Below are 19,553 nucleotides of genomic sequence, written 5' to 3' on the forward strand. Positions count from 1 at the left end.
CGGCCCGGGGAGGGCCGCGGCGTGCCGGGGGCCTATCGGCCGTCCGGCGTGCGCACACCGTACCAGAGATCCTTGACCTGATCGTAATGCTGCTTGGCGCTGTACTGGGCCACCGGCACCGCGATGAAGCGGGTGGTGAGGCGGCCCACGGTCTGCACCACCTGGTAGGAGCCGATCACCCGGTCGCGCTGGGCGGCGATCAGGCTGACGCGGGCGCTCAAGAGCTCCTGCTGGGCGTTCAGCACGTCGAGGGTCGTGCGCTGGCCGACCCGGGCCTCCTCGCGCACGCCGTTCAGCGCCACCTCGTTGGCCTGGACCTGGGCCTGCGAGGCGATGACGCGGGCCTTGGCGGCCTCGAGCGCGCCCCAGGCGGTGACGATGCCGGCGCGGACCTGGTCGCGGGTCAGCTCGGCCTGGAGCCGGGCCTGGCCGACCTGCTCCTTGGCCTGGCGGATCTGCGCGTATTCGGCGCCGCCCTGGTAGAGCGGGACCGTGAGCTGGCCGACGATCGAGCCCTGGAAGAAGCGGGTATTGGCGATCTGCTGGTCGAACACCTGCGCGGCGTTGCCGGTCACGCTGACCGTCGGGTAGAGCGACGATTCCGCGATCTTCACCTGCGCCTCGGCCGCGTCGACCGAGTGGAGGGCCGAGAGGATCGCCGGGTGCTCCATCAGGCCGATCTCGACCGCCGCCGTCAGCGTGCCGGGCACGAAGCGGTCGATCGGCCGGCCGGGGGCGAGCTGGCGCGGCTCGACGCCGATCACCTGCCGGTAGGTCGCGATGCTGGTGCGCAGGTTGGCCTCGGCCAGGCTGACCTGGGCCCGGGCGCCGGCGAGCCGCGCCTCGGCCTGGGCGACGTCGGTGCGGGTGACCTCGCCGACGTTGAAGCGGTCGCGGGTCTGGCGGAGCTGCTCCTCCAGCACCTCGACGTTGTTGCGGTTCAGCTCCAGCGTGGCGGTGTCCGCCAGCACGTTCATGTAGGCCTGCGCCGCCGAGAACAGCGTCGTCATCTCGGTGTTGCGCAGGGTCTCGCGGCCGCCCAGCACCTGCGACTCGGCCTGGCGGGTCTGGTTGTCGGTGCGAAAGCCGTTGAACAGCGTCTGGCTCACCGAGAGGCCGGCGGAGCCCGGGACCAGGGTCTGCTCGGATTCGCGCCCGATCCGCCCGCCGCCGGCGCCTTCCGCCAGGGCGGCCGCGCCGAGCTTGCCGGAGACGTGGCTGACGCCGACGCTCGCCGAGGCGCTGACCGTCGGGCGGTAGCCCGCCAGTGCCCGCGGCACGTTCTCGTCGTTGGCGCGCTGGCCGGCACGCTGCGCGTTGAGCGTCGGGTTGCCCGCATAGGCCCGCGCGAGCGCGCTATCCAGGGTTTCCGCAGTCGCGCCCTGGCCCGCCAGGGCGAGGGCCATGGCGGCGAAGCCGCCCAGCCGAAGCCCGCGGAACGCCCGAGTTCCTGTGTCCGTCACGCCTGTCTACCCTGTGCGGCTAGCTCACAATGACCGGCCCCGCGCCGTGGGCGGCGAAGCCGATTCGTCATCTCGCTATGCCCACCTCGACCGGGACCTTAACCGAGGGCGGTTACCGGGGCACTGCCCCCGCACCGCGGGCAATCCTGTTTGGCCGTCACTGCCGCAAAAAAGCGACAGGTGCCGCAGGGGAAGTCGGGGGTATCGACCGGTCCGGGCAGGCAGCCGCACGCATTCCCCGGCCGGCGCACGGCCGAAGCGATGTCTCGGGCAAGGTTTCGGGGGCCGGCGTGGTGCAGACGGGGCCGCCCGGTAAGCCCGTCGGCTCGGACCGGATCCGGCCGGGCGGAGCCTGCCGCGGACGACCGGTCGCGTCGGCCGGGAGACAACGCGTCGAGGCAGGCCTACGGAACCGGCCCGCGTCGAAGCGGGTCATGCGAGGTCCGACGGATCGCTGCGCGACGTGGAACCCGAGGATGCTCGGGCGCCGCGCGGGCCCGCGGACGGAGCCCGGACGTCACCGTCCGGACCCCGCGTCAGAACGCGAAGCCGGCCTCGACCGCGAAGGCGCGCAGGGGCGGCAGGGTGGCGTCGAAGAGCGGGCGCGAGCCGAAGGCCTCGCCCGAGCGCACCCACAGGGTCGCCTTGGCCGGACGGCCCTGGCCCTGGACGCAGGCGAGGCGCCCGCCATCGGCGAGCTGGTCGAGCAGCGCTTGCGGCCGCCGCTCGACCTGGCCCTCGATCAGGATCGCGTCGTAGGGGGCGTGGCCGGCGGCGCCCGTGTCGAGCGGGCCGGCCTCGACCGTGACGCCCTCCCCGAGACCTGCCTGGGACAGCCGCTCGCGGGACGCGGCCGCGAGGCCGGGGAGCGATTCGAGGGCGACGACCTCGGCACCGAGGCGGCGCAGGATCGCGGCGCCGTAGCCGAGCCCCGACCCGACGACGAGGACGCGGTGGCCGGGCTTGAGGGCGAGCGCCTGGATCAGCCGCGCCAGCACCATCGGGGCCGGCATGAAGCGGGTCTCGCCGTCCTCGGTCCCGACCGCCTGGGGCTGGTCGATATAGGCGAAGGCCGCCCGGTCCTCCGGCATGAACCGCTCGCGCGGGACGGCGTCGAACGCGTCGAGGAGCGCGATGTCGGTCACGTCGAACGTCCGGAGCTGGCAATCGACCATGAGGCGGCGCGCTTGCGCGTAGTCGAGCATGAACGTCTCTGGGGAGCTTGAGCGACGGCCAAGCCGCGACGGTCGAGCCGCCGGGCGACGCGGTTGTGGTGGATCGCCGGCCAAAAGGCAAGGATCCGTGCGGCGCGGCGCACGTGTGTAGACGGCGCCTGGTCGAACGATGTCTCGGACGGATAAGAAGAAAGGGTGGAGGCCTCGCCCGGAATCGAACCGGGGTGCAAGGATTTGCAGTCCTCTGCGTAACCACTCCGCCACGAGGCCATCCGGGCCGGCTCATAGCCGGCGATCTGGCGGCCCGGCTCTGGGAGCCGGTGCGCCGTCTCCCCGGCGTCGGGCGGACAACCCGGGGATGAGGGGTCATTAGCAGGACCCGGCCCGGCTCCGCAACAGGGTTCCTGCCGCAAAACCGCGCCCGGCGGGGCTGAAATGAGCCGGCTCGCGAAAATCCGGCCCGGCCCGGAAAATCCCTTGCGCGCCCTGCCCGGCTTGGGTAGAGGTCCCGCCGCGATCCCCGATAGCTCAGTTGGTAGAGCAGGCGACTGTTAATCGCCTTGTCGCAGGTTCGAGTCCTGCTCGGGGAGCCACTCCCTTCCGCCCCGCGTTGCATGATGAGAGCGCCGCCCGTCCCGGGTCGGCGCCGTCTCGCGTGGTGCGGGTCGCACGGACAGCCACCGGCTTTCATCCGAAAAAATCGACGGAACCTGTCGCCCCGTCCGTCAGTTTCTCGTTCAACTTGCTGCAACGCTTCACAGCACGGCGCCGCGAAGCAATCCAGCAGCCATTGATACGGGAGTTTCCAATGATCGGCTGGGCTATCACCTTCCTCGTCGTCGCCCTCGTCGCCGCTCTGCTGGGTTTCGGCGGCATCGCCGGCACCGCCATGGAGGCGGCCAAGATCGTGTTCTTCGTGGCGATCGTGCTGTTCGCCGTTTCGGCCATCTTCGGCCTGATGCGCGGCCGCTCGCCGCGAATCTGACGCGGGACGAAAGGCGGGCCGGACACGGCCCGCCCCCTCGCGATCGAGGCGGTCCTTCGGGGCCGCCTCTTTTCGTTGGCGCGGGTCCCCGACGATCCGGCGGGCTCTCTCAGGCCTCGGCGACCCGCCGCAGCGCCTCGGCCGGGACGGACCGCGGACGGGCGCGGCGCGGCACCAGCCGGTGCACCGTCGCGGAGGGCGGCTCGGCGGGTGGCTCCCGGCGCATCGCGCGGGCGGCCCGCAGGTCGGCGAACAGGATCGCCGCCGCGAGGTAGCCGCGGGACGACACCGCGATCCCGTCGGGACGGATCTGCGGCTCGAAGCGGGCCGTGGCGTTCATCGCAAACCCTCCCTCGTCGCGCTCCCGCGCGGACGTCGCTCGGACGCGGATCGACCGAGGCGGTGGCGCCGCGGCGGCCGGATCGGCGCGACGACCCGGGGATCGGTCCGGCGCAGATCGGTCCGTCGCCCGGGGCGGGCGGGCCAGGCAGCCCTCGGAGTCTCACCGCCTGGCCCGTCGACCACGCCCGGCCGTGCAAGGGAGAGTGGACACGGCGGGTGCAGTGGATGCTTCGCAGCAAACGCCGTGCCAGCTGTGGCGAGGCGGGGAACGTTCCCCTCGCCCGCCCCCTCGCCCGATTCGGTGGCGGCGACGCCTGGAAAGCGAGCACGTTGCCCCGGACGGGTCCGACGCTCTACCTATGGGTGAGACGGGTCTCTGAGGCCCGATCCTGCAGGACCGGGCCCGCGCGGCCCCGCTTCGGAGAGAGACAGGCATGTCGATCGGCCCCTTCGTCACGGTGGACTGGCTCGCAGAGCGGCTCGCGGCGCCCGACATCGTCGTGGTCGACGGCTCCTGGTACCTCCCGGCGATGGGCCGGGACGCCGAGGCCGAGTTCCGCGCCGCGCACATCCCGGGGGCGATCCGCTTCGACATCGACGCCGTGCGCGACGAGGGAAGCGCCCTGCCCCACATGCTGCCCTCGCCGGAGGCTTTTGCCTCCCGGATGCGCCAAATGGGCATCGGCGACGGCATGACGGTCGTGGTCTATGACGGGATGGGCCTCTTCTCCGCCCCGCGGGTGCGCTGGACCCTGAAGGCCTTCGGCGCCCGCGAGGTCGCGGTGCTCGAGGGCGGCCTGCCGGCCTGGGTGGCGGGCGGTCATCCGGTCGAGGAGGGCGAGGCCCGCCCGCGCGACCGGCGCCACTTCACCGCCCGCCTCGACCACTCGGCGGTCGCCAATGTGGGCGACGTGCAGCGGGCGCTCGCCGGCTCGGCCCAGATGGTCGATGCCCGGTCGGCCGCCCGCTTCGCCGGCGAGGAGGCCGAGCCGCGCCCCGGCGTTCGGCCCGGCCACATGCCCGGCGCCCTCAACCTGCATTACGCGGCCTTGCAGGAGAACGGCCGGCTCAAGGACGAGGCCGCCTTGCGCGAGGCGGTCGCCCGGGCCGGGATCGACCTCGACCGCCCGGTGGTGACCACCTGCGGCTCCGGCGTGACCGCGGCGATCGTCGGCATCGCCCTCGAGAGCCTCGGCCGCCCGCCCCGCTCGCTCTACGACGGCTCGTGGTCGGAATGGGGCGCGCGGGAGGACCTGCCGGTCGCGACGGGGCGGTAACCGGCCGCCGGCGCCGGGCCCCGGGGCATCAGGTGCCCCGGGACCGTCCGCCCCGGTCGGTGTCGCGGGGCGGCGGTCCCAGCTGCTGCATCCGGCGCGGCAGCTCGCGCAGGAGCGCGGTGCGCCGGAAGGGCGTGAGCTTCCGCCACGCCTTGATCTCCGGCACGGTCCGGCCGCAGCCCAGGCACCAGCCGGTCTTGCCGTCCCAGGCACAGACCCCCGTGCAGGGATCGTCCTTCTTCATCGCAGGGCCTCTCCGCGCCGCCGCCCAGTCTCGCGCCCGGTCTCGCGGCGGCCGACGGGATGTCCCTACCCCCTCCCGTCGCGCGTAGGCAGCCCCGCCTGCGCCGACGGGAGGGGGCGGGGCCGCTCTCCCGCTCAGTGCAGGATCTGGCTCAGGAACAGCCGGGTCCGCTCGTGCTCGGGCGCGCGGAAGAACGCCTCGGGGGTGTTCGATTCGACGATCTGGCCCTCGTCCATGAAGATCACCCGGTCGGCGACCTGGCGGGCAAAGCCCATCTCGTGGGTGACGCAGAGCATGGTCATCCCCTCGTCGGCGAGCCCCACCATGGTGTCGAGCACCTCCTTGACCATCTCGGGGTCGAGCGCCGAGGTCGGCTCGTCGAACAGCATGATCTTGGGCGCCATGCACAGCGAGCGGGCGATCGCCACCCGCTGCTGCTGGCCGCCGGAGAGCTGGCCCGGATACTTGTGCGCCTGGTTGGGGATCTTCACCCGGGTCAGGTACCGCATGGCGACCGCCTCGGCCTCGGCCTTCGGCATCTTCTTTACCCAGATCGGCGCCAGCGTGCAGTTCTCGAGCACGGTCAGATGCGGGAACAGGTTGAAGTGCTGAAACACCATGCCGACCTCGCGGCGGATCTCGTCGATCCGCTTGAGGTCGTTGGTGAGCTCGATCCCGTCGACCACGATGCGGCCGGCCTGGTGCTCCTCCAGGCGGTTGATGCAGCGGATCAGGGTCGACTTGCCGGAGCCCGAGGGGCCGCAGATCACGATCCGCTCGCCCTTGCGCACCGTCAGGTCGACGTCGCGAAGCACATGGAAGGCGCCGTACCACTTGTTGACCCGCTCCAGCGACACCGCGGTCGGCGCGCTGGCGAGCCGCGCCGCCGAGGTGTTGCGCGGCGACAGGTCCGGATCGGTCTCCGGCAGGAGGACGGGGGTGCTGGGGGCGGGAGAGGAAGCCATGGCAGGACTCACCGTGTCTGGCCGGCCGCGAGCCGACGCTCCATGAAGCGGGCGTAGCGGGACATGCCGAAGCAGAAGACGAAGTAGAACAGGGCCGCGAAGGCGTAGCCGGTCATCACCACGGTCGGCGCCGCCCAGGCGGGATCGACCCGGGCCGATTCGATCGTGCGGATGAAGTCGAAGATGCCGACGATCGAGACGAGGCTCGTATCCTTGAACAGCGCGATGAAGCTGTTGACGATGCCCGGGATCACGATGCGCAGGGCCTGGGGCAGGATGATCAGGCGCATCCGGTGCCAGGGGCTCAGGCCCAGCGACATCGCCCCCTCGGTCTGGCCCCGCGGGATCGCCTGCAGGCCGCCGCGCACCGTCTCGGCCATGTAGGCGGCGGAGAACAGCGCGATGCCGACCAGCGGCCGCACCAGCCGGTCCACCGTGACGTCGCCGGGCAGGAACAGCGGCAGCATCACGTTGGCCATGAACAGCACGGTGATCAGCGGCACGCCGCGCCAGAACTCGATGAAGATGACGCAGAACAGCCGCACGATCGGCAGCCGCGAGCGCCGCCCGAGCGCCAGCAGGATGCCGAGGGGCAGCGCGGCGACGATGCCGACGAGCGACACGATCAGGGTCACCAGCATGCCGCCCCACAGGGAGGTCGGCACGGCGGGAAGCCCCAAGGCCGGCACCCCGGCGAGCAGCCCGTAGGAGACGATCGGGAAGACGACGAAGAAGTAGAGCGCGCCCCATGCGCGTTTGGGCGCGTCGAGCCACAGCATCCACCCCACCCCGACCGCCATCAGGGCGAAGAAGACGTTGGGGCGCCAGCGCGCCTCGATCGGGTACGAGCCGTAGACGAAGTAGTTGATCTTGTTCGCCACGAAGGCCCAGCAGGCGCCGACCGGGCGGCCGAGCACCTCGGGCCGGCAGGCGTCGCGGTTGTCGCCGGTCCAGACGGCGTCGATCACGAGGAAGCGCAGCAGCGGCGGCAGCACGAGGGCGACGACGGCGAGCGCCGCCAGCGTCATCACGGCGTTGGCGGGGCTGGAAAACAGGTTCCGGCGCAGCCAGGCGAGCGGCCCGGCGACCAGGGCGGGCGGCGCGGCGGCCGGCACCGCCTCGCGGCGGACGAAAGTGAGTGGCTGGGTTCCGGCGGTCATCGGTTTTCGCCTCACCGCTCGATCAGCGCGACGCGCCGGTTGTAGAGGTTCATCACGAAGGCCGTGACGAGGCTGATCGTCAGGTAGACCGCCATGGTGATCCCCACCACCTCGACCGCCTGGCCGGTCTGGTTCAGCACCGTGCCCATGAAGACCTGGACGAGGTCCGGGTAGCCGATGGCCACCGCCAGCGACGAGTTCTTGGTGAGGTTGAGGTACTGGCTCGTCAGCGGCGGCACGATCACCCGCATCGCCTGCGGGATCACCACCAGCCGCATCGTCGGGCCGGGCTGCAGGCCCAGCGCCCGGGCCGCCTCGGTCTGGCCCTTGTTGACCGCCTGGATGCCGGCCCGCACCACCTCGGCGATGAAGGCCGCGGTGTAGACCGTGAGCCCGACGACGAGCGCGACGAATTCCGGATAGAGCTGCATCCCGCCGCGCAGGTTGAAGGTGCCCTTGACGGGGAAGTCCAGCGCCACCGGGGCGACGCCGATCAGCGCCAGCACCCCGTAGGCCAGGAGCGGCAGGCCGAGGATCAGCGCCAGCCCGACCGCCGGCACCGGCAGGCGCCGGCCGGTGCGCGCCTGCTCGCGCTTGGCATGCGCCCGGAAGACCAGCGTGCCGACGATCCCGACGACGAGGGCGACGGGCAGCGCCCAGGCATCCGCGGCGAGCAGGGGCTTGGGCAGAAAGAGGCCGCGCTGGTTGAGGAAGACCGACGTCCCCAGCGCGTAGGAATCGCGGGCGCCCGGCAGGCTCGCCAGCACCGCGACGTACCAGAACAGGAGCTGCAGCAGCAGCGGGATGTTGCGCAGGACCTCGACATAGACGGTGGCGAGCGTCCGCACGATCCAGTTCGGCGACAGCCGCGCCACGCCGACCGTGAAGCCCAGCACGGTGGCCAGCACGATGCCGATCGCCGCGACCATCAGGGTGTTGGTGAGCCCGACCAGGAAGGCGGTGCCGTAGGTCGAGGTCGCGGCCGCGAACGGGATCACCGTCTGGTTGACGTCGAACCCCGCCGTGTTGCCGAGGAAGCCGAAGCCCGAGGCGACGCGGGCGTTGCGCAGGTTCTCGGCGGCGTTGCCGATCGCGATCCAGGCCACCGCCCCGACCGCGAGGAGCAGCAGGATCTGGTAGGCCGCCCCGCGGAAGCGGGGATCGTAGAGGGGCGCGACCCGGGGCGGACCCGAGCGTGAGTCGGCCGGAAGCTGCGTCGGCAAGGGGGGCGTGCTCGCGCTGGCGGGTGGCGGGGGACGGCGCCCGGCGGATCCGGGCGCCGCGAGGATCAGCGGATCAAGGGATCAGCGGATCGGCGGGCCGTATTGCAGGCCGCCCTTCGACCACAGGGCGTTGAGGCCGCGCTGGATCTTCAGCGGCGAGCCCTGGCCGACGTTCCGCTCGAACACCTCGCCGTAATTGCCCACGAGCTTGATGATCCGGTAGGCCCAGTCGTTGGTGAGCCCGAGATCGGCGCCGTACTTGCCCTCGGTGCCGAGGATGCGCTTGACGTCCGGGTTGTCGGACGATTTCGCCATCTGGTCGACGTTGCCTTGCGTGATGCCGGCCTCCTCGGCGTTCAGCATCGCGTAGTGGGTCCAGCGGACGATGTCGGCCCATTGCGCGTCGCCCTGGCGCACCGCCGGCGCGAGGGGCTCCTTCGAGATGATCTCGGGCAGCACGATGTTGTCGTCGGGGGCCGAGGCGCGCAGGCGCTCGGCGTAGAGGCCCGAGGCGTCGGTGGTGAAGGCGTCGCAGCGCCCGGCATCGTAGGCCTTGAAGGTCTCGTCGGCGCTGGCGAAGGCCACCACCTCGTACTTCATCTTGTTGGCCCGGAAGTAGTCGGCCAGGTTCAGCTCGGTGGTGGTGCCCTGCTGGGTGCAGACCGAGGCGCCGTCGAGCTGCTTGGCCGAGGTGACGCCGAGCTTCTTCTTCACCATGAAGCCCTGGCCGTCGTAGAAGTTGACGGCCGGGAAGTCGAGGCCGAGCGCCGTGTCGCGCGACATCGACCAGGTGGTGTTGCGCGAGAGGATGTCCACCTCGCCCGACTGGAGCGCCGTGAAGCGGTCCTTGGCCGAGAGCGGGATGAAGCGGACCTTCGTGACGTCGTTGAAGATCGCCGCGGACAGGGCCCGGCAGAAATCGACGTCGAGACCGGTCCAGCGGCCCTGCGCGTCCGGCACGCCGAAGCCGGCCAGCCCCGGATTCGAGCCGCAGGAGATGTAGCCCTTCTGCTTGATGCTGTTGAGCGTCCCTTGGGCCTGGGCGGCGCCCGCCAGCAGGGTGGCACCGAGCCCGAAGGCCAGGGCGGCGACGATTCTCTTCATGCGGTCCTACGTCTCCCGTTCCGGTTGCGGCCCTGCCGCCGCCCGATTGCTCAAGCGCGAACACTGCCTAAGCAAGAGGCATTCCAAGCGAAGCGGCCTGCCCGGTCAAGAGGTTGGCGCGTGCGACGAACAGCGCAGGCGCCCCTGCCGCCGGGTTTTGGCGGGCGCAAGGCCGCCGCGGAGGTCCCGTGCCGCCGAGGCTTGACGGCGGCGGGTGGCGCGGGATGTTCTCGCCCCCGGTCGATTTCCCGTTTTCCCCACGCCCGATCCCGTCACGCCAGAGGCCCGATGAGCATCACCCCGCCCCGCGACAAGAGCCGCCTCGGCACCCGCACCCGTCTGGTTCATGCCGGCCGCGACCCGTCGCAGCAGCACGGCTTCGTCAACACCCCGATCTATCGCGGCTCGACCGTGCTCTACGAGAGCTACGACGCGCTCAAGAACCGGCGGGCGGAGTATACCTACGGCACCGCCGGCACGCCGACGATCCGCTCCCTCGAGAGCGCCTGGACCGAGCTCGCCGGGGCCGCCGGCACGGTGCTGACGCCCTCGGGGCTCGCCGCCGTCACGGTCGGGCTCCTGTCCTGCCTCAAGGCCGGCGACCACCTGCTGGTGACCGATTCCGCCTACCGGCCGACCCGGGTCTTCTGCGACGGGTTCCTGGCGCGGTTCGGGGTCGAGACCACCTATTACGATCCGACCCTCGGGGCCGGCATCGCGGACCTGATGCGCGGGAACACGGCCGCGGTGCTCACCGAGGCGCCGGGCTCGCAGAGCTTCGAGATGCAGGACATCCCGGCCATCGCGCAAGCCGCGCATGCCCGCGGCGCCTGCGTGCTGATGGACAATACCTGGGCGACGCCGCTCCTGTTTCCGCCCCACGAGCGCGGGGTCGACATCGCGATCGAGGCGGGCACCAAGTACCTGTCGGGCGGCTCGGACCTGCTGCTCGGCCTGACCTCCGCCAATGCCCGATACTGGCCGGCCCTGCGGCGGACCTTCGACCAGCTCGCGATGTGCGCCGGCGCCGAGGACGTGTTCCTGGCGCTCCGGGGCCTGCGCACCCTGCCCCTGCGCCTGCGCGAGCACGGCGAGCAGGCGCTCGCCCTCGCCCGCTGGTTCCAGGGCCGGCCCGAGGTCGCCCGGGTGCTGCACCCGGCCCTGCCGGAGGATCCCGGCCACGCGATCTGGTCGCGCGACTTCCTGGGCTCGTCCGGCCTGTTCTCGATCATCCTCAAGCCCTGCCCCGAGGCCGCGGTCGCCGCGATGCTCGACGGGCTGGAGCTGTTCGGGATGGGCTTTTCCTGGGGCGGGTTCGAGAGCCTGGTCATCCCGTTCGACTGCGCGCCCTACCGCACCGCCAACCCGTGGGCGCCCGGCGGTCCGGGCCTGCGGTTCCAGGTCGGGCTGGAGGACATGGAGGACCTGACGCGGGACCTCGAGGCCGGGTTCGCGCGGCTGCGGGCGGCGTCGTGAGGGCGCGCCCCCTCGCGTGACGACGCATCGCGGCGGCCGGGCGCCGGCGTCGTCCCGTGTGCCGCCCGAGATGTCGGACCCGTTCGCGCGTCGAGACGGGAAAGCCTCTACGGGGCCAGCCAGGTCGCGGCCGGCTCCTCCCCGTTCCAGGTGAACAGCGCCCGCCGGTGGCCCTGGCGGGCGAGGTACAGGAACTCGAGCCGGGCGGCCGTGAGAACCACGACGCGGAACTCCGCAAAACCCGCCTCCACGCCGTCCAGGTTCCCCGGCGGGGCGTAGGCGCCGCCCGCGGCCAGGGGCGTGCCGGGCCCGGGCGCGGTGGCGTAGCAGACCCGGCTCATCGGCCGGGACGCCGCCCAGGCGGCGCGGGCGATCTCGTCCTCCCCGTGCAGGCGGGCGGTGCCCTCGATCCGCACCTGGATCTTGGCCTTCGGGTCGTAGGCGTGGAGCGAGATCCGGGGATCGGCGGCGATCTCGGCGGCCTTGGCGGAGCGGGCGTCGCAATGGACGCGCAGCGTGCGGGTGGTCCGGTCGACCCCGCGCAGCACCACGGTGCGCAGGCGCGGGGCGCCGTCCCGGCCGATCGTGGCGAGGGCCGGCGTGTGGAAGCCGCTCTGGTGGGCCGCCCCCTCCTCCAGCCGGCGCCAGGCCTCGGCGAGGCAGCCCGCGAGGTCGTCGTAGAACGCAGGCGTCTCGGTCATGGTGTCTCGGTCCTAGCGTCTCGGTCCTGCGGGCTCGCGCGCTCCGGTTCGTTCACCAATCTAGGTCACGATCCGGGGAACCGGGATGCCCCGGTGAAGCTTGTCCGTACGACTGATCCTGCCGAGGTTGTTCGACCCATGACGTTCCGTACGCTGCCGGCCTGGTTCGCCCTCGCGGTCGCCCTCGCCGCCGCGCCGGCGACGGCCGCCGACCTGCCCGCCGGATATGCGGGGCGGGCCGGGGCCGGGTTCTCGGCCGGCTGGGCGCCGCCCCCGCCCCCTCCGCCGGTCGCCCTCGAGGCGGAGGTGCAGGCGGAGGTCGTCGTGGCCGAGCCGCCGCCGCGCCGGCTCCTCGGCTTCGGCTACGCGCCGGTCCTGCCCTATTACGGCGTCTCGACCGGGCCCTACGGCTACCCGCCGCGGCGCGAGCCCGGTGTCGGCGTCGGGCTGTTCTGAGCCGCCAGGGCAGCGCCCGGTCATTGATCGTGCGACGTTTGCTCTCGACGAACCGGTGCCTGCGCCGTCGGCCAATGCGCGAGCCGCTCGGCCACCAGCGCCTGCATGGTCCAGAGGTGGCGGTCGCGCAGACCCACCGCCTCGCAGGCCGCCACGGTGTTGAGCAGGTACTCGGCACTCGGGCCGGTGGGGCCGCAGGCCGCCGCGATCCGATCGGCGATCGCCGCGTCCGACAGCCGCCCGGCGTAGCGCCCCCCCGCCCGGTCGGCCACGAAGGCCAGGGCTGGGACCGGCCCCTCCGCCGTCTCGGCGGCGACCCAGCGGGACGCGTAGCCGCGCCCGCGCATCTCCCGCCGCCAGACCGGCCGCACCGCCTCGCGCAGATCGTCGCCGACGATCCGGTAGGCGAAGCCGCGGCACCGGCCGCCCCGGTCGAGGGCCAGCATCACGCCGGGCCGCTCCGGCGTGCCGCGAAAGCCGGGCTGCCACAGGCAGAAGCGCCGGTGCCAGCCCCGCACGGTCGCGGCGCGGCGCTCGCAGAACGGAAATTCCGGGCGCCACATCAGGGCGCCGTAGGCGAACAGCCAGAGGGCGTCGGGATCGCCGGGCTTCGCCGCCAGGGCCGCGTCCAGGCGGGCATCGGCCTCCGCCTCGCCCATCAGCGCCATGCCGCAGCCGGGGCCGCGTTCGTCCGCGGCGACGGGGTGCGGATGGGTGCGCGCGATCAGCGCGGCGGTGAGCGTGAGGGAGCGTTTCAGCATCGCAACCGTTAGTGCAGTGGGTGCGGCAGCGCGGCCGTGGGCCGATCGGGGACGATCGCGCCTCCGGGCTTTCCCGCCAAGCGTGGCCGCCCCATCTCTGTTAGTGCCGTGCTAAGCCGCGCGGGTCCAGATTGTCCGGAATGGAGGACGCGTCATGGCCATCACGGGTCGCTTCAACTTCCGCAAGACCCTGACGGGCAAGCTCGTCCTGCAGGTCGAGACCGAGCGCCGCTCCTGGTGGCCCTTCGCCCGCGCCGCCTCGCCGGGCCACGTCTGGCGCGACGCCACGCCGAAGGACCTGACCGCGGTGGAGCTGCAGCCGCTGCTGAACCTGCGCCGCAATCCCGGCTACATGCCGCGCAACCCGGTCATCTTCATGATGGGCCGCGAGCCGGCGAGCGAGGCGCCGTCGGCCGAGGTGGTCACCCTCGCGGCCCACCGCGCCGGCCAGCAGCAGGCCGGCTGAGCGTCCCTCGCAGGCATCTCGCGCACGCCGCCCGGTCGCCGCCCGGTGCGGCGGCGTGGCCCGCCGGGCGTCGTGCGAGGCGTCCGCGGCACCGCCTTCGCCCTGCCGCGTTGGTCCGGCTCGAGAGTACGGGGCACGACCCCGTCGAACGGGAGAGCGCAGCATGGGCATGACCTCCGTGAACCAGGCCGTCATCGAGACCTTGTCGGAGCAGATCGTCGCCGCCTATTGCGAGGCCGGCCTGCCCGAGGGGCCCGCCCGCGGCAAGGCCCGCGCCCGGCTGATGGACGAGGTCGCGCACGCCATCGGGGAATCGGTCGGCAGCCGCACCCTGGCCGAACAGGGCCCGGAGCGGGTCAACGCGGTGCTGGCCGATTGGGAGGCGCAGGAGGGCCGCAGCTTCGGCCTGCGGCTGATCGAGATCGATCCCGGCCGCACCGTGGCGACGATGGGATAGGCCTATCCCCGGCCGAGTTCCACCAGCAGGTCGGCGAGCGGTCCGGGCGCGCTCACCATGGCGTCGTGGCCGGTCGCGAGGTCGCGCCAGCCCCAGCCGGGCTGGTCCCGCACCCAGGTCTTGACCCGGTCGAGGGTGGCGTAGGACGGCGTCGTGCAATCGACGTATGTCCGGGGCAGGCCGTTGCCGACGGGGCCGCGGATCGGCAGCGGGCTCTCGTAGGTGCCCAGCGGGTGCGGGGTCAGGCGCCGCTCGATCCAGGGCACGTCCGCCGGATCGAGCACCCCGAAGGCCGCGGCCGGGGGCGGCGGCAGGCTCAGGCCGCCGCTCGAGTCCGCGGCGGCGCGGCGGCGGGCCGCCACCACCTCGGGGGGAAGCCCGTCGAAGGGCGACCGGCCCGGCTCCACGATCAGCGCGTCGAGATAGACGAGGTGGCGCAGGCGCTCCGGCATCGCCTCGGCGACGCCGCTGATCGCGAGGCCGCCGAAGGAGTGCCCGACCAGCACCACGTCGGTCAGCTCCTCGGCGGCGATCACCCCGGCGACGTCCCGCACGAAGGTGTCGAGGGTGATGGCGCGCGACAGGAGGTGCGCCCGCTCGCCGAGGCCGGTGCAGGTCGGGGTGAAGACCCGGTGGCCTTGCGCCCGCAGCCGGTCCGCGACCCGGGCCCAGCACCAGCCGCCGTGCCAGGCGCCGTGGACCAGCACGAAGGTCAGCCCGTCGCTCATCTCGCAAGCCCTCCCGTGTCCGGGGCGAAGCCAAGCGCGAACGGGCGTGGGACGCAAGGGCCTCGGTGCGAGTGCGCCGGTACAAGTGCGCCGGTACAAGTGCCTCGCAAGGGCCTCGGCAGAAGGGCGACTCGGCGCGGGGCCCTACTCGTCGGCCTCGTCCCGGTCCGCGCGGTTCGCGTCGAAGCCGGCGATCATCCGTTCGATCGCCTTGAAGCTGCGCACCGCCTCCTGGGTGCGGCCGGCGGCGCACTGGCCCTCGGCCGAGCGGTACCACAGCAGCATGCTGTTGAAGGCGTGCTGGTGGGGCGCCTCGGCGACGCGGGCGCGCCGGGCGGTCTCGGCGTCGAACCACACCCGGGCGACGTGGCCGGCATTGGTGCAGACATCGGCGGAGGGCGGCAGGGCGGCGCGGGAGACGGTCGGGTCGCACAGCATGGCGAACCAGATCGCCCCGGCGACGAGGCCGGAGGCGCCGAGCATGCCGAGGACGCCGCGCCCGCGGCGGCGCCAGTCGGGCCGCACCGGCTCGGCGGCGGGCAGCGCCTCGACGGCCTCGGGTCGGCAATGGGTGTAGTGCACCGAACCGTCGGTGTGATGGTGGGGCCACGGCTGGGTCATCGAGCACCCCCTCGGGTGGGACCCGGGAGCCTCGCATGAGCGATCAAGGGAGCCGGGTCGTCGGAACGGATCGCGGCGGCAGCACGACGAGCCGCGGCCGATCGCCGGACGATCGTGCGGCGGCGTCGGACCCTCGCGAGATGGTGGAAGGGTTACGCCCGCGCGGCGCGGCCCGGCGTGTTCCAGCGCACATTCCGCGCGCAGACGCTGGCGCTCCCGCAGGCGCCGTGCTCTGTCTGGCGGCAGGGGCGCGAGGACGCCCGCGACCGGGAGGACGACCATGAGGCGTTGGCACGCGGCGGCCGCGGCCGCTCTCTGTTGCGCGACCCTGTGGGCGGCAGCCCCGGCGGAGGCCCAGGCACTGCCGGAGGCCCAAGCGCCGCCGGAGGCCCAAGCACCGCCGGAGGTCCAAGCGCCGCGCCGCTGGGCGACCGCCTGGGCCGGCCCGGTCCAGGGCCCCTACCCGGTCGGCAACCCCTCGGCCCAGCCCGACCAGAGCTTCGCCTTCCCCGATCCGGCGGAGGGCGCCCGCGACCAGACCCTGCGGCTGGTGCTGCGCCCGGACGTGTGGGGGCGCGAGGCCCGCCTGCGGATCTCGAACGCCTTCGGCACCCGGCCGCTGACCCTCGACGGCGTCCATGCCGGGCTGCAGCTCGGCGGCGCCGCCCTGGTGCCGGGCACGAACCGCCCGGTGCTGTTTTCCGGGCGCGACCGGGTGACGGTCCCGCCCGGGGGCGAGGCCTGGTCCGATCCGGTCGCCCTGCCCTTCGCGGCCGATCCCGATGCGGCCCTGCTCGCCGGGCGCAAGCTCGCGGTCTCGCTCCACGTCGTGGGGTCGAGCGGGCCGATGACCTGGCACGCCAAGGCGCTCCAGACCTCCTACGCCACGGCGCCCGGCGCGGGTGGGCACGGCGCCGACGAGGACGAGGCTGCCTTCCCGTTCTCCACCGCCTCGTGGTTCTTCCTCGATGCCGTCGACATGGCGGTGAGCGCGCCGACCCCGGTGGTGGTCGCCTTCGGCGATTCGATCACCGACGGCACCGCCTCGACGATGAACGGCGACGACCGTTGGCCCGACGTGCTGTCGCGCCGCCTGCACGCGAAGGCCGGCAACCGGGTCGCGGTGGTCAATGCCGGCATCGGCGGCAACCAGGTGGTCGGCCCGGCGGAATACGGCCCCCAAAAGCCCTTCCCGGGCGGGCCTTCGGCGCTGGCCCGGCTCGACCGCGACGTGATCGGGCTGTCGGGCGTCGCCAGCGTGATCTGGCTCGAGGGCATCAACGATTTCAGCCGCAACGGCGAGGCCGCGCTGGAGGCGGTTCAGGCCGGCATGCGCGAGGGCGTCGCCCGCCTGCGCGCCGGCATCCCGGGCGTGCGGGTGATCGGCGCCACCCTCACCTCGGCCCGGGGTAGCTCCAGCCCCGCCCACGGCCATCCCGCGCAGGACGAGAAGCGCCGCGGCCTCAACGCCTTCATCCGGGAGTCGGGGGTGTTCGACGGCGTGGTCGATTTCGACGCCGCGACCCTCGATCCCACGACCGGCGGATTGCGCCCCGAGATGGTCCCGAAGAGCACGACCGGCGGCAAGGGCGACCGGCTGCACCCGAACCGGGCGGGCTACGTGGCGATGGGGAGCGGGATCGACCTCGGGGTGGTGCTGCCGGGGCGCTGAACCCTCAATCGTCCTTTACCCGGGCGTAGAGTCGGCAATCGCGCGGCTCGGGCCGGAGATTGGGATGGATGGTGCGACGGCGCAGCACGCCCTCGCACCGCATCCCGGCCTTCTCCATCACCCGGGCCGAGGCGCGGTTCTCCACGTCGCAGGTGGCGACGGCGCGCCAGATCTCCGGTTGCGCCAACGCCCAGTCGGCGAGCGCCCGCAGGGCCTCCGGCATCAGGCCGCGCCCCTGAGGCGGGGCGGGCGAGCACGTAGCCGAAATCCGCGCTCATCTCGTGCAGGCGCAGGTCGATGGCGCCGATCGGCCTAAGCAGATTTCGCCGAAGTGGACACCGGTTCGGCGGCAAAAATCTGCGACAAAACAAGAACCTAAACAGACTTGCGTTGGCCTGCCAACGCAAGTCTGTTTAGGTTGATCCGGCTCCTCCAGCAGGTAGGTGAAGCCGGTCCCGGCCGCCCATCGATCCATGCAGGCGCTCAGGTAGTCGCGCGTCTCCTCGACGGCCCGGTGCGGCCGCCAGGTCATGAAGCGGGCGACCTCCGGATCGGCGGTGTAGGCGGCAAACAGCGCCTCGGCGTCCGCGGGCCGTGCCGGCCGCAGGACGAGGCGGGTCGTCGTGAGGCGAGATGGCGGGGTGAGGCTTGCGGCGGCCATGTCGTGGCGTAAGCTCGTTGGAGCGCGAATCGTCCCGCGGAGGCTGCCACGCCATGCGGTTCCCGAGCCAGCCCGGCCTGATCGCCGGCCTCAGCCTGCAGGTAACGAGCCTAGAGCGCGCGACGCCGTTCTGGTGCGCCATCCTGCGCCCGCTCGGGTTCGGTCGCACTGGGGGCGGGCCTGATCATTGCCTCTGGGCCCGGGAGGGCGCGCAGATCCTTCTGTGGGAGCGGCAGACGCCATCCTCTGGTACGCGCCTCATGCTCCGGGTCCCCGATCAGGCGCGCGTGGACGCGCTCTGCGCCGCGGGTGTCGCGTCGGGCGGCAGTCTCGTGATGAAGCCGGCCGCGCGCCCCTTCGCACCCGGGCATTACAGCGGGATCCTGGCCGATCCCGACGGCATCCGGGTCGAACTGGTCCACGCCTTCGACGACCTGCCCGCGCAGGACGGCGCCGAGCGCGTCCGGGTGCCCGGCGCCGACGGAGTCGTGCTCGGCGGCTACCTGTTCCGGCCTGAGAGCACCGTGCCCCGCGCCGGCGTGATCGCGCTGCACGGCTACGGCTCGGACGCGACGGCGCTTGCCTCGGATGGTCGCGACCTCGCCCGGGCCGGTGTCGTCGCGCTCTGCCTGTCGCAGCGGGGCTGGCTCGGCTCAACCGGCGACGAGGACCAGGGCTTCCGGCAGCCCGACGACGTCCTGGCTGCGGCCGACTGGCTGCGGCGGGAAGTCGGCCTGCATCGCGTCGGCCTCCTGGGCTACTCTCAGGGCGGTCAGACGGCGCTCCTGGCGGCGGCTCGGGCGGGCGCCTCGTTCGATGCGGTGGTGTCCTATTTCGCGCCTACGGACCTCGCGGCTTGGCGCGCACAGGCTGGCCCCGGGATCGACGATTACCTCGACGACTTCGTCCCCCCGGAGCGCCTCGCCGCCTGCTCGCCGGTCACCGTCGCGTCCGCCCTCGCCTGCCCGGTCCTGCTCCTGCACGGCAGCGAGGATCGCATCGTGTCGATCACGCAGAGCCAAGCGCTGGTTGCCGCCAACCCGGCCGTCGGGCTCCACGTCGTCGAGGGGGCCGGCCACGGAGTCCCGGGCGAGGCTTGGGCCGAAGCCTGGCCGGTTGCCCGAGACTTCCTGGTGCGGACCCTGTCCTGACGAGGATTACGCCCGCGCGTACAACCGGTCCGCCCGGCTCTCGAACGCATCCGTGAACTTGCGGAACGCCCGGTCGAACATCTTGCCCATCAGGAGTCCGAGCGCCAGGCTCTTGAACTCGTAGGTGATGAAGAACTCGACCGTGCAGCCGCCGTTCGGGGCCTCGCGGAACGTCCAGCGATTCTCCAGATGCCGGAACGGGCCGTCGATATATTCGGCCAGAATCTTCAGGTTCGGCCGGTCGAGGCGGACCCGGGTGGTGAAGTGCTCCGAGATCGCCTTGTAGCCGACGCCCATGTCGGCAACCAGGGTCTCGGTGCCGTCCTCGCCCTCCTGCTTGCGCAGCACCCGGAGCGAGTCGCAGAGCGGCAGGAACTCGGGATAGCGCTCGACGTCGGCGACGAGGTCGAACATCTCCGTCGGGCTGTGGCGGACGGTGCGGGTGGTGCGGAAGCTCGGCATCGG

Annotated in this window: 21 protein-coding genes, 2 tRNA genes and 1 pseudogene; 9 read left to right on the forward strand and 15 right to left on the reverse strand. The window is 72.6% G+C overall.

Annotation, left to right across the window (positions count from 1 at the left end; genetic code table 11):
- Positions 1–32: 32 nt before the first annotated feature.
- The 3 genes from QR78_RS28530 to QR78_RS28540 form a co-directional block, all read right to left on the reverse strand.
- Positions 33–1,406, reverse strand: coding sequence for a TolC family outer membrane protein (locus QR78_RS28530; protein WP_179945849.1), 1,374 nt, complete (start codon positions 1,404–1,406; stop codon positions 33–35).
- A 593-nt stretch (positions 1,407–1,999) separates the two neighbouring features.
- Positions 2,000–2,668: a protein-L-isoaspartate O-methyltransferase family protein gene (locus QR78_RS28535; protein WP_048431003.1), complete on the reverse strand. Its 669-nt coding sequence runs from the start codon at positions 2,666–2,668 to the stop codon at positions 2,000–2,002.
- A gap of 166 nt (positions 2,669–2,834) precedes the next feature.
- Positions 2,835–2,908, reverse strand: a tRNA-Cys gene (locus QR78_RS28540).
- A 247-nt stretch (positions 2,909–3,155) separates the two neighbouring features.
- Between QR78_RS28540 and QR78_RS28545 the strand changes: the two genes are divergently transcribed.
- Positions 3,156–3,231: transfer RNA gene (locus tag QR78_RS28545), tRNA-Asn, on the forward strand.
- A 62-nt stretch (positions 3,232–3,293) separates the two neighbouring features.
- Positions 3,294–3,623 carry a DUF1328 domain-containing protein gene (locus tag QR78_RS34540; protein ID WP_125901280.1) on the forward strand — a complete coding sequence of 110 codons (330 nt, stop codon included), beginning with the start codon at positions 3,294–3,296 and terminating at the stop codon, positions 3,621–3,623.
- Positions 3,624–3,732: 109 nt separating this feature from the next.
- Here QR78_RS34540 and QR78_RS28555 read toward each other — a convergent pair whose 3' ends face one another.
- Positions 3,733–3,963 carry a hypothetical protein gene (locus tag QR78_RS28555; RefSeq protein WP_048431005.1) on the reverse strand — a complete coding sequence of 77 codons (231 nt, stop codon included), beginning with the start codon at positions 3,961–3,963 and terminating at the stop codon, positions 3,733–3,735.
- Between the two features lie 436 nt (positions 3,964–4,399).
- On the opposite strand from QR78_RS28555, the gene sseA reads away from it, so the two are divergent.
- Positions 4,400–5,242 carry a 3-mercaptopyruvate sulfurtransferase gene (sseA, locus tag QR78_RS28560; protein WP_048431006.1) on the forward strand — a complete coding sequence of 281 codons (843 nt, stop codon included), beginning with the start codon at positions 4,400–4,402 and terminating at the stop codon, positions 5,240–5,242.
- A gap of 28 nt (positions 5,243–5,270) precedes the next feature.
- Here the strand turns inward: sseA and QR78_RS28565 are convergent, their stop codons facing one another.
- From QR78_RS28565 to QR78_RS28585, 5 genes are all read right to left on the reverse strand, one after another.
- Positions 5,271–5,486 (reverse strand): DUF1289 domain-containing protein, encoded by a 216-nt coding sequence (locus tag QR78_RS28565; RefSeq protein WP_048431007.1) that lies wholly within the window; start codon positions 5,484–5,486, stop codon positions 5,271–5,273.
- Between the two features lie 134 nt (positions 5,487–5,620).
- Complete coding sequence (locus QR78_RS28570) at positions 5,621–6,451, reverse strand: amino acid ABC transporter ATP-binding protein (protein ID WP_162234107.1); 831 nt, start codon at positions 6,449–6,451, stop codon at positions 5,621–5,623.
- 8 nt (positions 6,452–6,459) lie between these two features.
- Entirely contained in the window at positions 6,460–7,611 is a 1,152-nt protein-coding gene (locus tag QR78_RS28575) for an amino acid ABC transporter permease (protein ID WP_048431008.1), read from the reverse strand.
- An 11-nt stretch (positions 7,612–7,622) separates the two neighbouring features.
- Positions 7,623–8,834, reverse strand: coding sequence for an amino acid ABC transporter permease (locus QR78_RS28580; RefSeq protein WP_048431009.1), 1,212 nt, complete (start codon positions 8,832–8,834; stop codon positions 7,623–7,625).
- Positions 8,835–8,915: 81 nt separating this feature from the next.
- Positions 8,916–9,938: an amino acid ABC transporter substrate-binding protein gene (locus QR78_RS28585; RefSeq protein ID WP_048431010.1), complete on the reverse strand. Its 1,023-nt coding sequence runs from the start codon at positions 9,936–9,938 to the stop codon at positions 8,916–8,918.
- 288 nt (positions 9,939–10,226) lie between these two features.
- Between QR78_RS28585 and metC the strand changes: the two genes are divergently transcribed.
- Complete coding sequence (gene metC, locus QR78_RS28590; protein ID WP_048431011.1) at positions 10,227–11,414, forward strand: cystathionine beta-lyase; 1,188 nt, start codon at positions 10,227–10,229, stop codon at positions 11,412–11,414.
- 107 nt (positions 11,415–11,521) lie between these two features.
- Here the strand turns inward: metC and QR78_RS28595 are convergent, their stop codons facing one another.
- On the reverse strand, positions 11,522–12,115 hold the full coding sequence (locus QR78_RS28595) for a pyridoxamine 5'-phosphate oxidase family protein (RefSeq protein ID WP_048431012.1): 594 nt from the start codon (positions 12,113–12,115) through the stop codon (positions 11,522–11,524).
- 138 nt (positions 12,116–12,253) lie between these two features.
- On the opposite strand from QR78_RS28595, the gene QR78_RS28600 reads away from it, so the two are divergent.
- Positions 12,254–12,571 carry a hypothetical protein gene (locus QR78_RS28600; RefSeq protein ID WP_048431013.1) on the forward strand — a complete coding sequence of 106 codons (318 nt, stop codon included), beginning with the start codon at positions 12,254–12,256 and terminating at the stop codon, positions 12,569–12,571.
- 20 nt (positions 12,572–12,591) lie between these two features.
- Here QR78_RS28600 and QR78_RS28605 read toward each other — a convergent pair whose 3' ends face one another.
- The gene (locus tag QR78_RS28605; RefSeq protein WP_048431014.1) at positions 12,592–13,332 is read right to left on the reverse strand and encodes a gamma-glutamylcyclotransferase; all 741 of its coding nucleotides are present in this window, start codon (positions 13,330–13,332) and stop codon (positions 12,592–12,594) included.
- A 154-nt stretch (positions 13,333–13,486) separates the two neighbouring features.
- Here QR78_RS28605 and QR78_RS28610 point away from each other — a divergent pair, with 154 nt between their 5' ends.
- Together QR78_RS28610 and QR78_RS28615 are read left to right on the forward strand one after the other, a co-directional pair.
- The gene (locus QR78_RS28610; RefSeq protein WP_048431015.1) at positions 13,487–13,798 is read left to right on the forward strand and encodes a hypothetical protein; all 312 of its coding nucleotides are present in this window, start codon (positions 13,487–13,489) and stop codon (positions 13,796–13,798) included.
- Positions 13,799–13,961: 163 nt separating this feature from the next.
- The gene (locus QR78_RS28615) at positions 13,962–14,255 is read left to right on the forward strand and encodes a hypothetical protein (protein ID WP_048431016.1); all 294 of its coding nucleotides are present in this window, start codon (positions 13,962–13,964) and stop codon (positions 14,253–14,255) included.
- Positions 14,256–14,257: 2 nt separating this feature from the next.
- Here the strand turns inward: QR78_RS28615 and QR78_RS28620 are convergent, their stop codons facing one another.
- The gene (locus tag QR78_RS28620) at positions 14,258–14,983 is read right to left on the reverse strand and encodes an alpha/beta hydrolase (RefSeq protein ID WP_048431017.1); all 726 of its coding nucleotides are present in this window, start codon (positions 14,981–14,983) and stop codon (positions 14,258–14,260) included.
- A gap of 144 nt (positions 14,984–15,127) precedes the next feature.
- Complete coding sequence (locus QR78_RS28625; RefSeq protein WP_089504256.1) at positions 15,128–15,604, reverse strand: hypothetical protein; 477 nt, start codon at positions 15,602–15,604, stop codon at positions 15,128–15,130.
- Between the two features lie 280 nt (positions 15,605–15,884).
- Here QR78_RS28625 and QR78_RS28630 point away from each other — a divergent pair, with 280 nt between their 5' ends.
- A complete protein-coding gene (locus QR78_RS28630; protein WP_053221137.1) occupies positions 15,885–17,276 on the forward strand; it encodes a GDSL-type esterase/lipase family protein in 1,392 nt (463 codons plus the stop codon).
- A 4-nt stretch (positions 17,277–17,280) separates the two neighbouring features.
- On the opposite strand, the pseudogene QR78_RS36310 reads toward QR78_RS28630, so the two are convergent.
- Positions 17,281–17,937 (reverse strand): annotated as a pseudogene (locus QR78_RS36310) (GNAT family N-acetyltransferase).
- Positions 17,938–17,990: 53 nt separating this feature from the next.
- Here QR78_RS36310 and QR78_RS28640 point away from each other — a divergent pair.
- Positions 17,991–19,088 (forward strand): alpha/beta fold hydrolase, encoded by a 1,098-nt coding sequence (locus QR78_RS28640; protein WP_089504241.1) that lies wholly within the window; start codon positions 17,991–17,993, stop codon positions 19,086–19,088.
- A 6-nt stretch (positions 19,089–19,094) separates the two neighbouring features.
- Here the strand turns inward: QR78_RS28640 and QR78_RS28645 are convergent, their stop codons facing one another.
- Entirely contained in the window at positions 19,095–19,550 is a 456-nt protein-coding gene (locus QR78_RS28645) for a type II toxin-antitoxin system RatA family toxin (protein ID WP_048431019.1), read from the reverse strand.
- Positions 19,551–19,553 lie beyond the last annotated feature (3 nt).

The sequence above is a fragment of the Methylobacterium indicum genome (assembly GCF_001043895.1).
Taxonomy (GTDB): domain Bacteria; phylum Pseudomonadota; class Alphaproteobacteria; order Rhizobiales; family Beijerinckiaceae; genus Methylobacterium; species Methylobacterium indicum.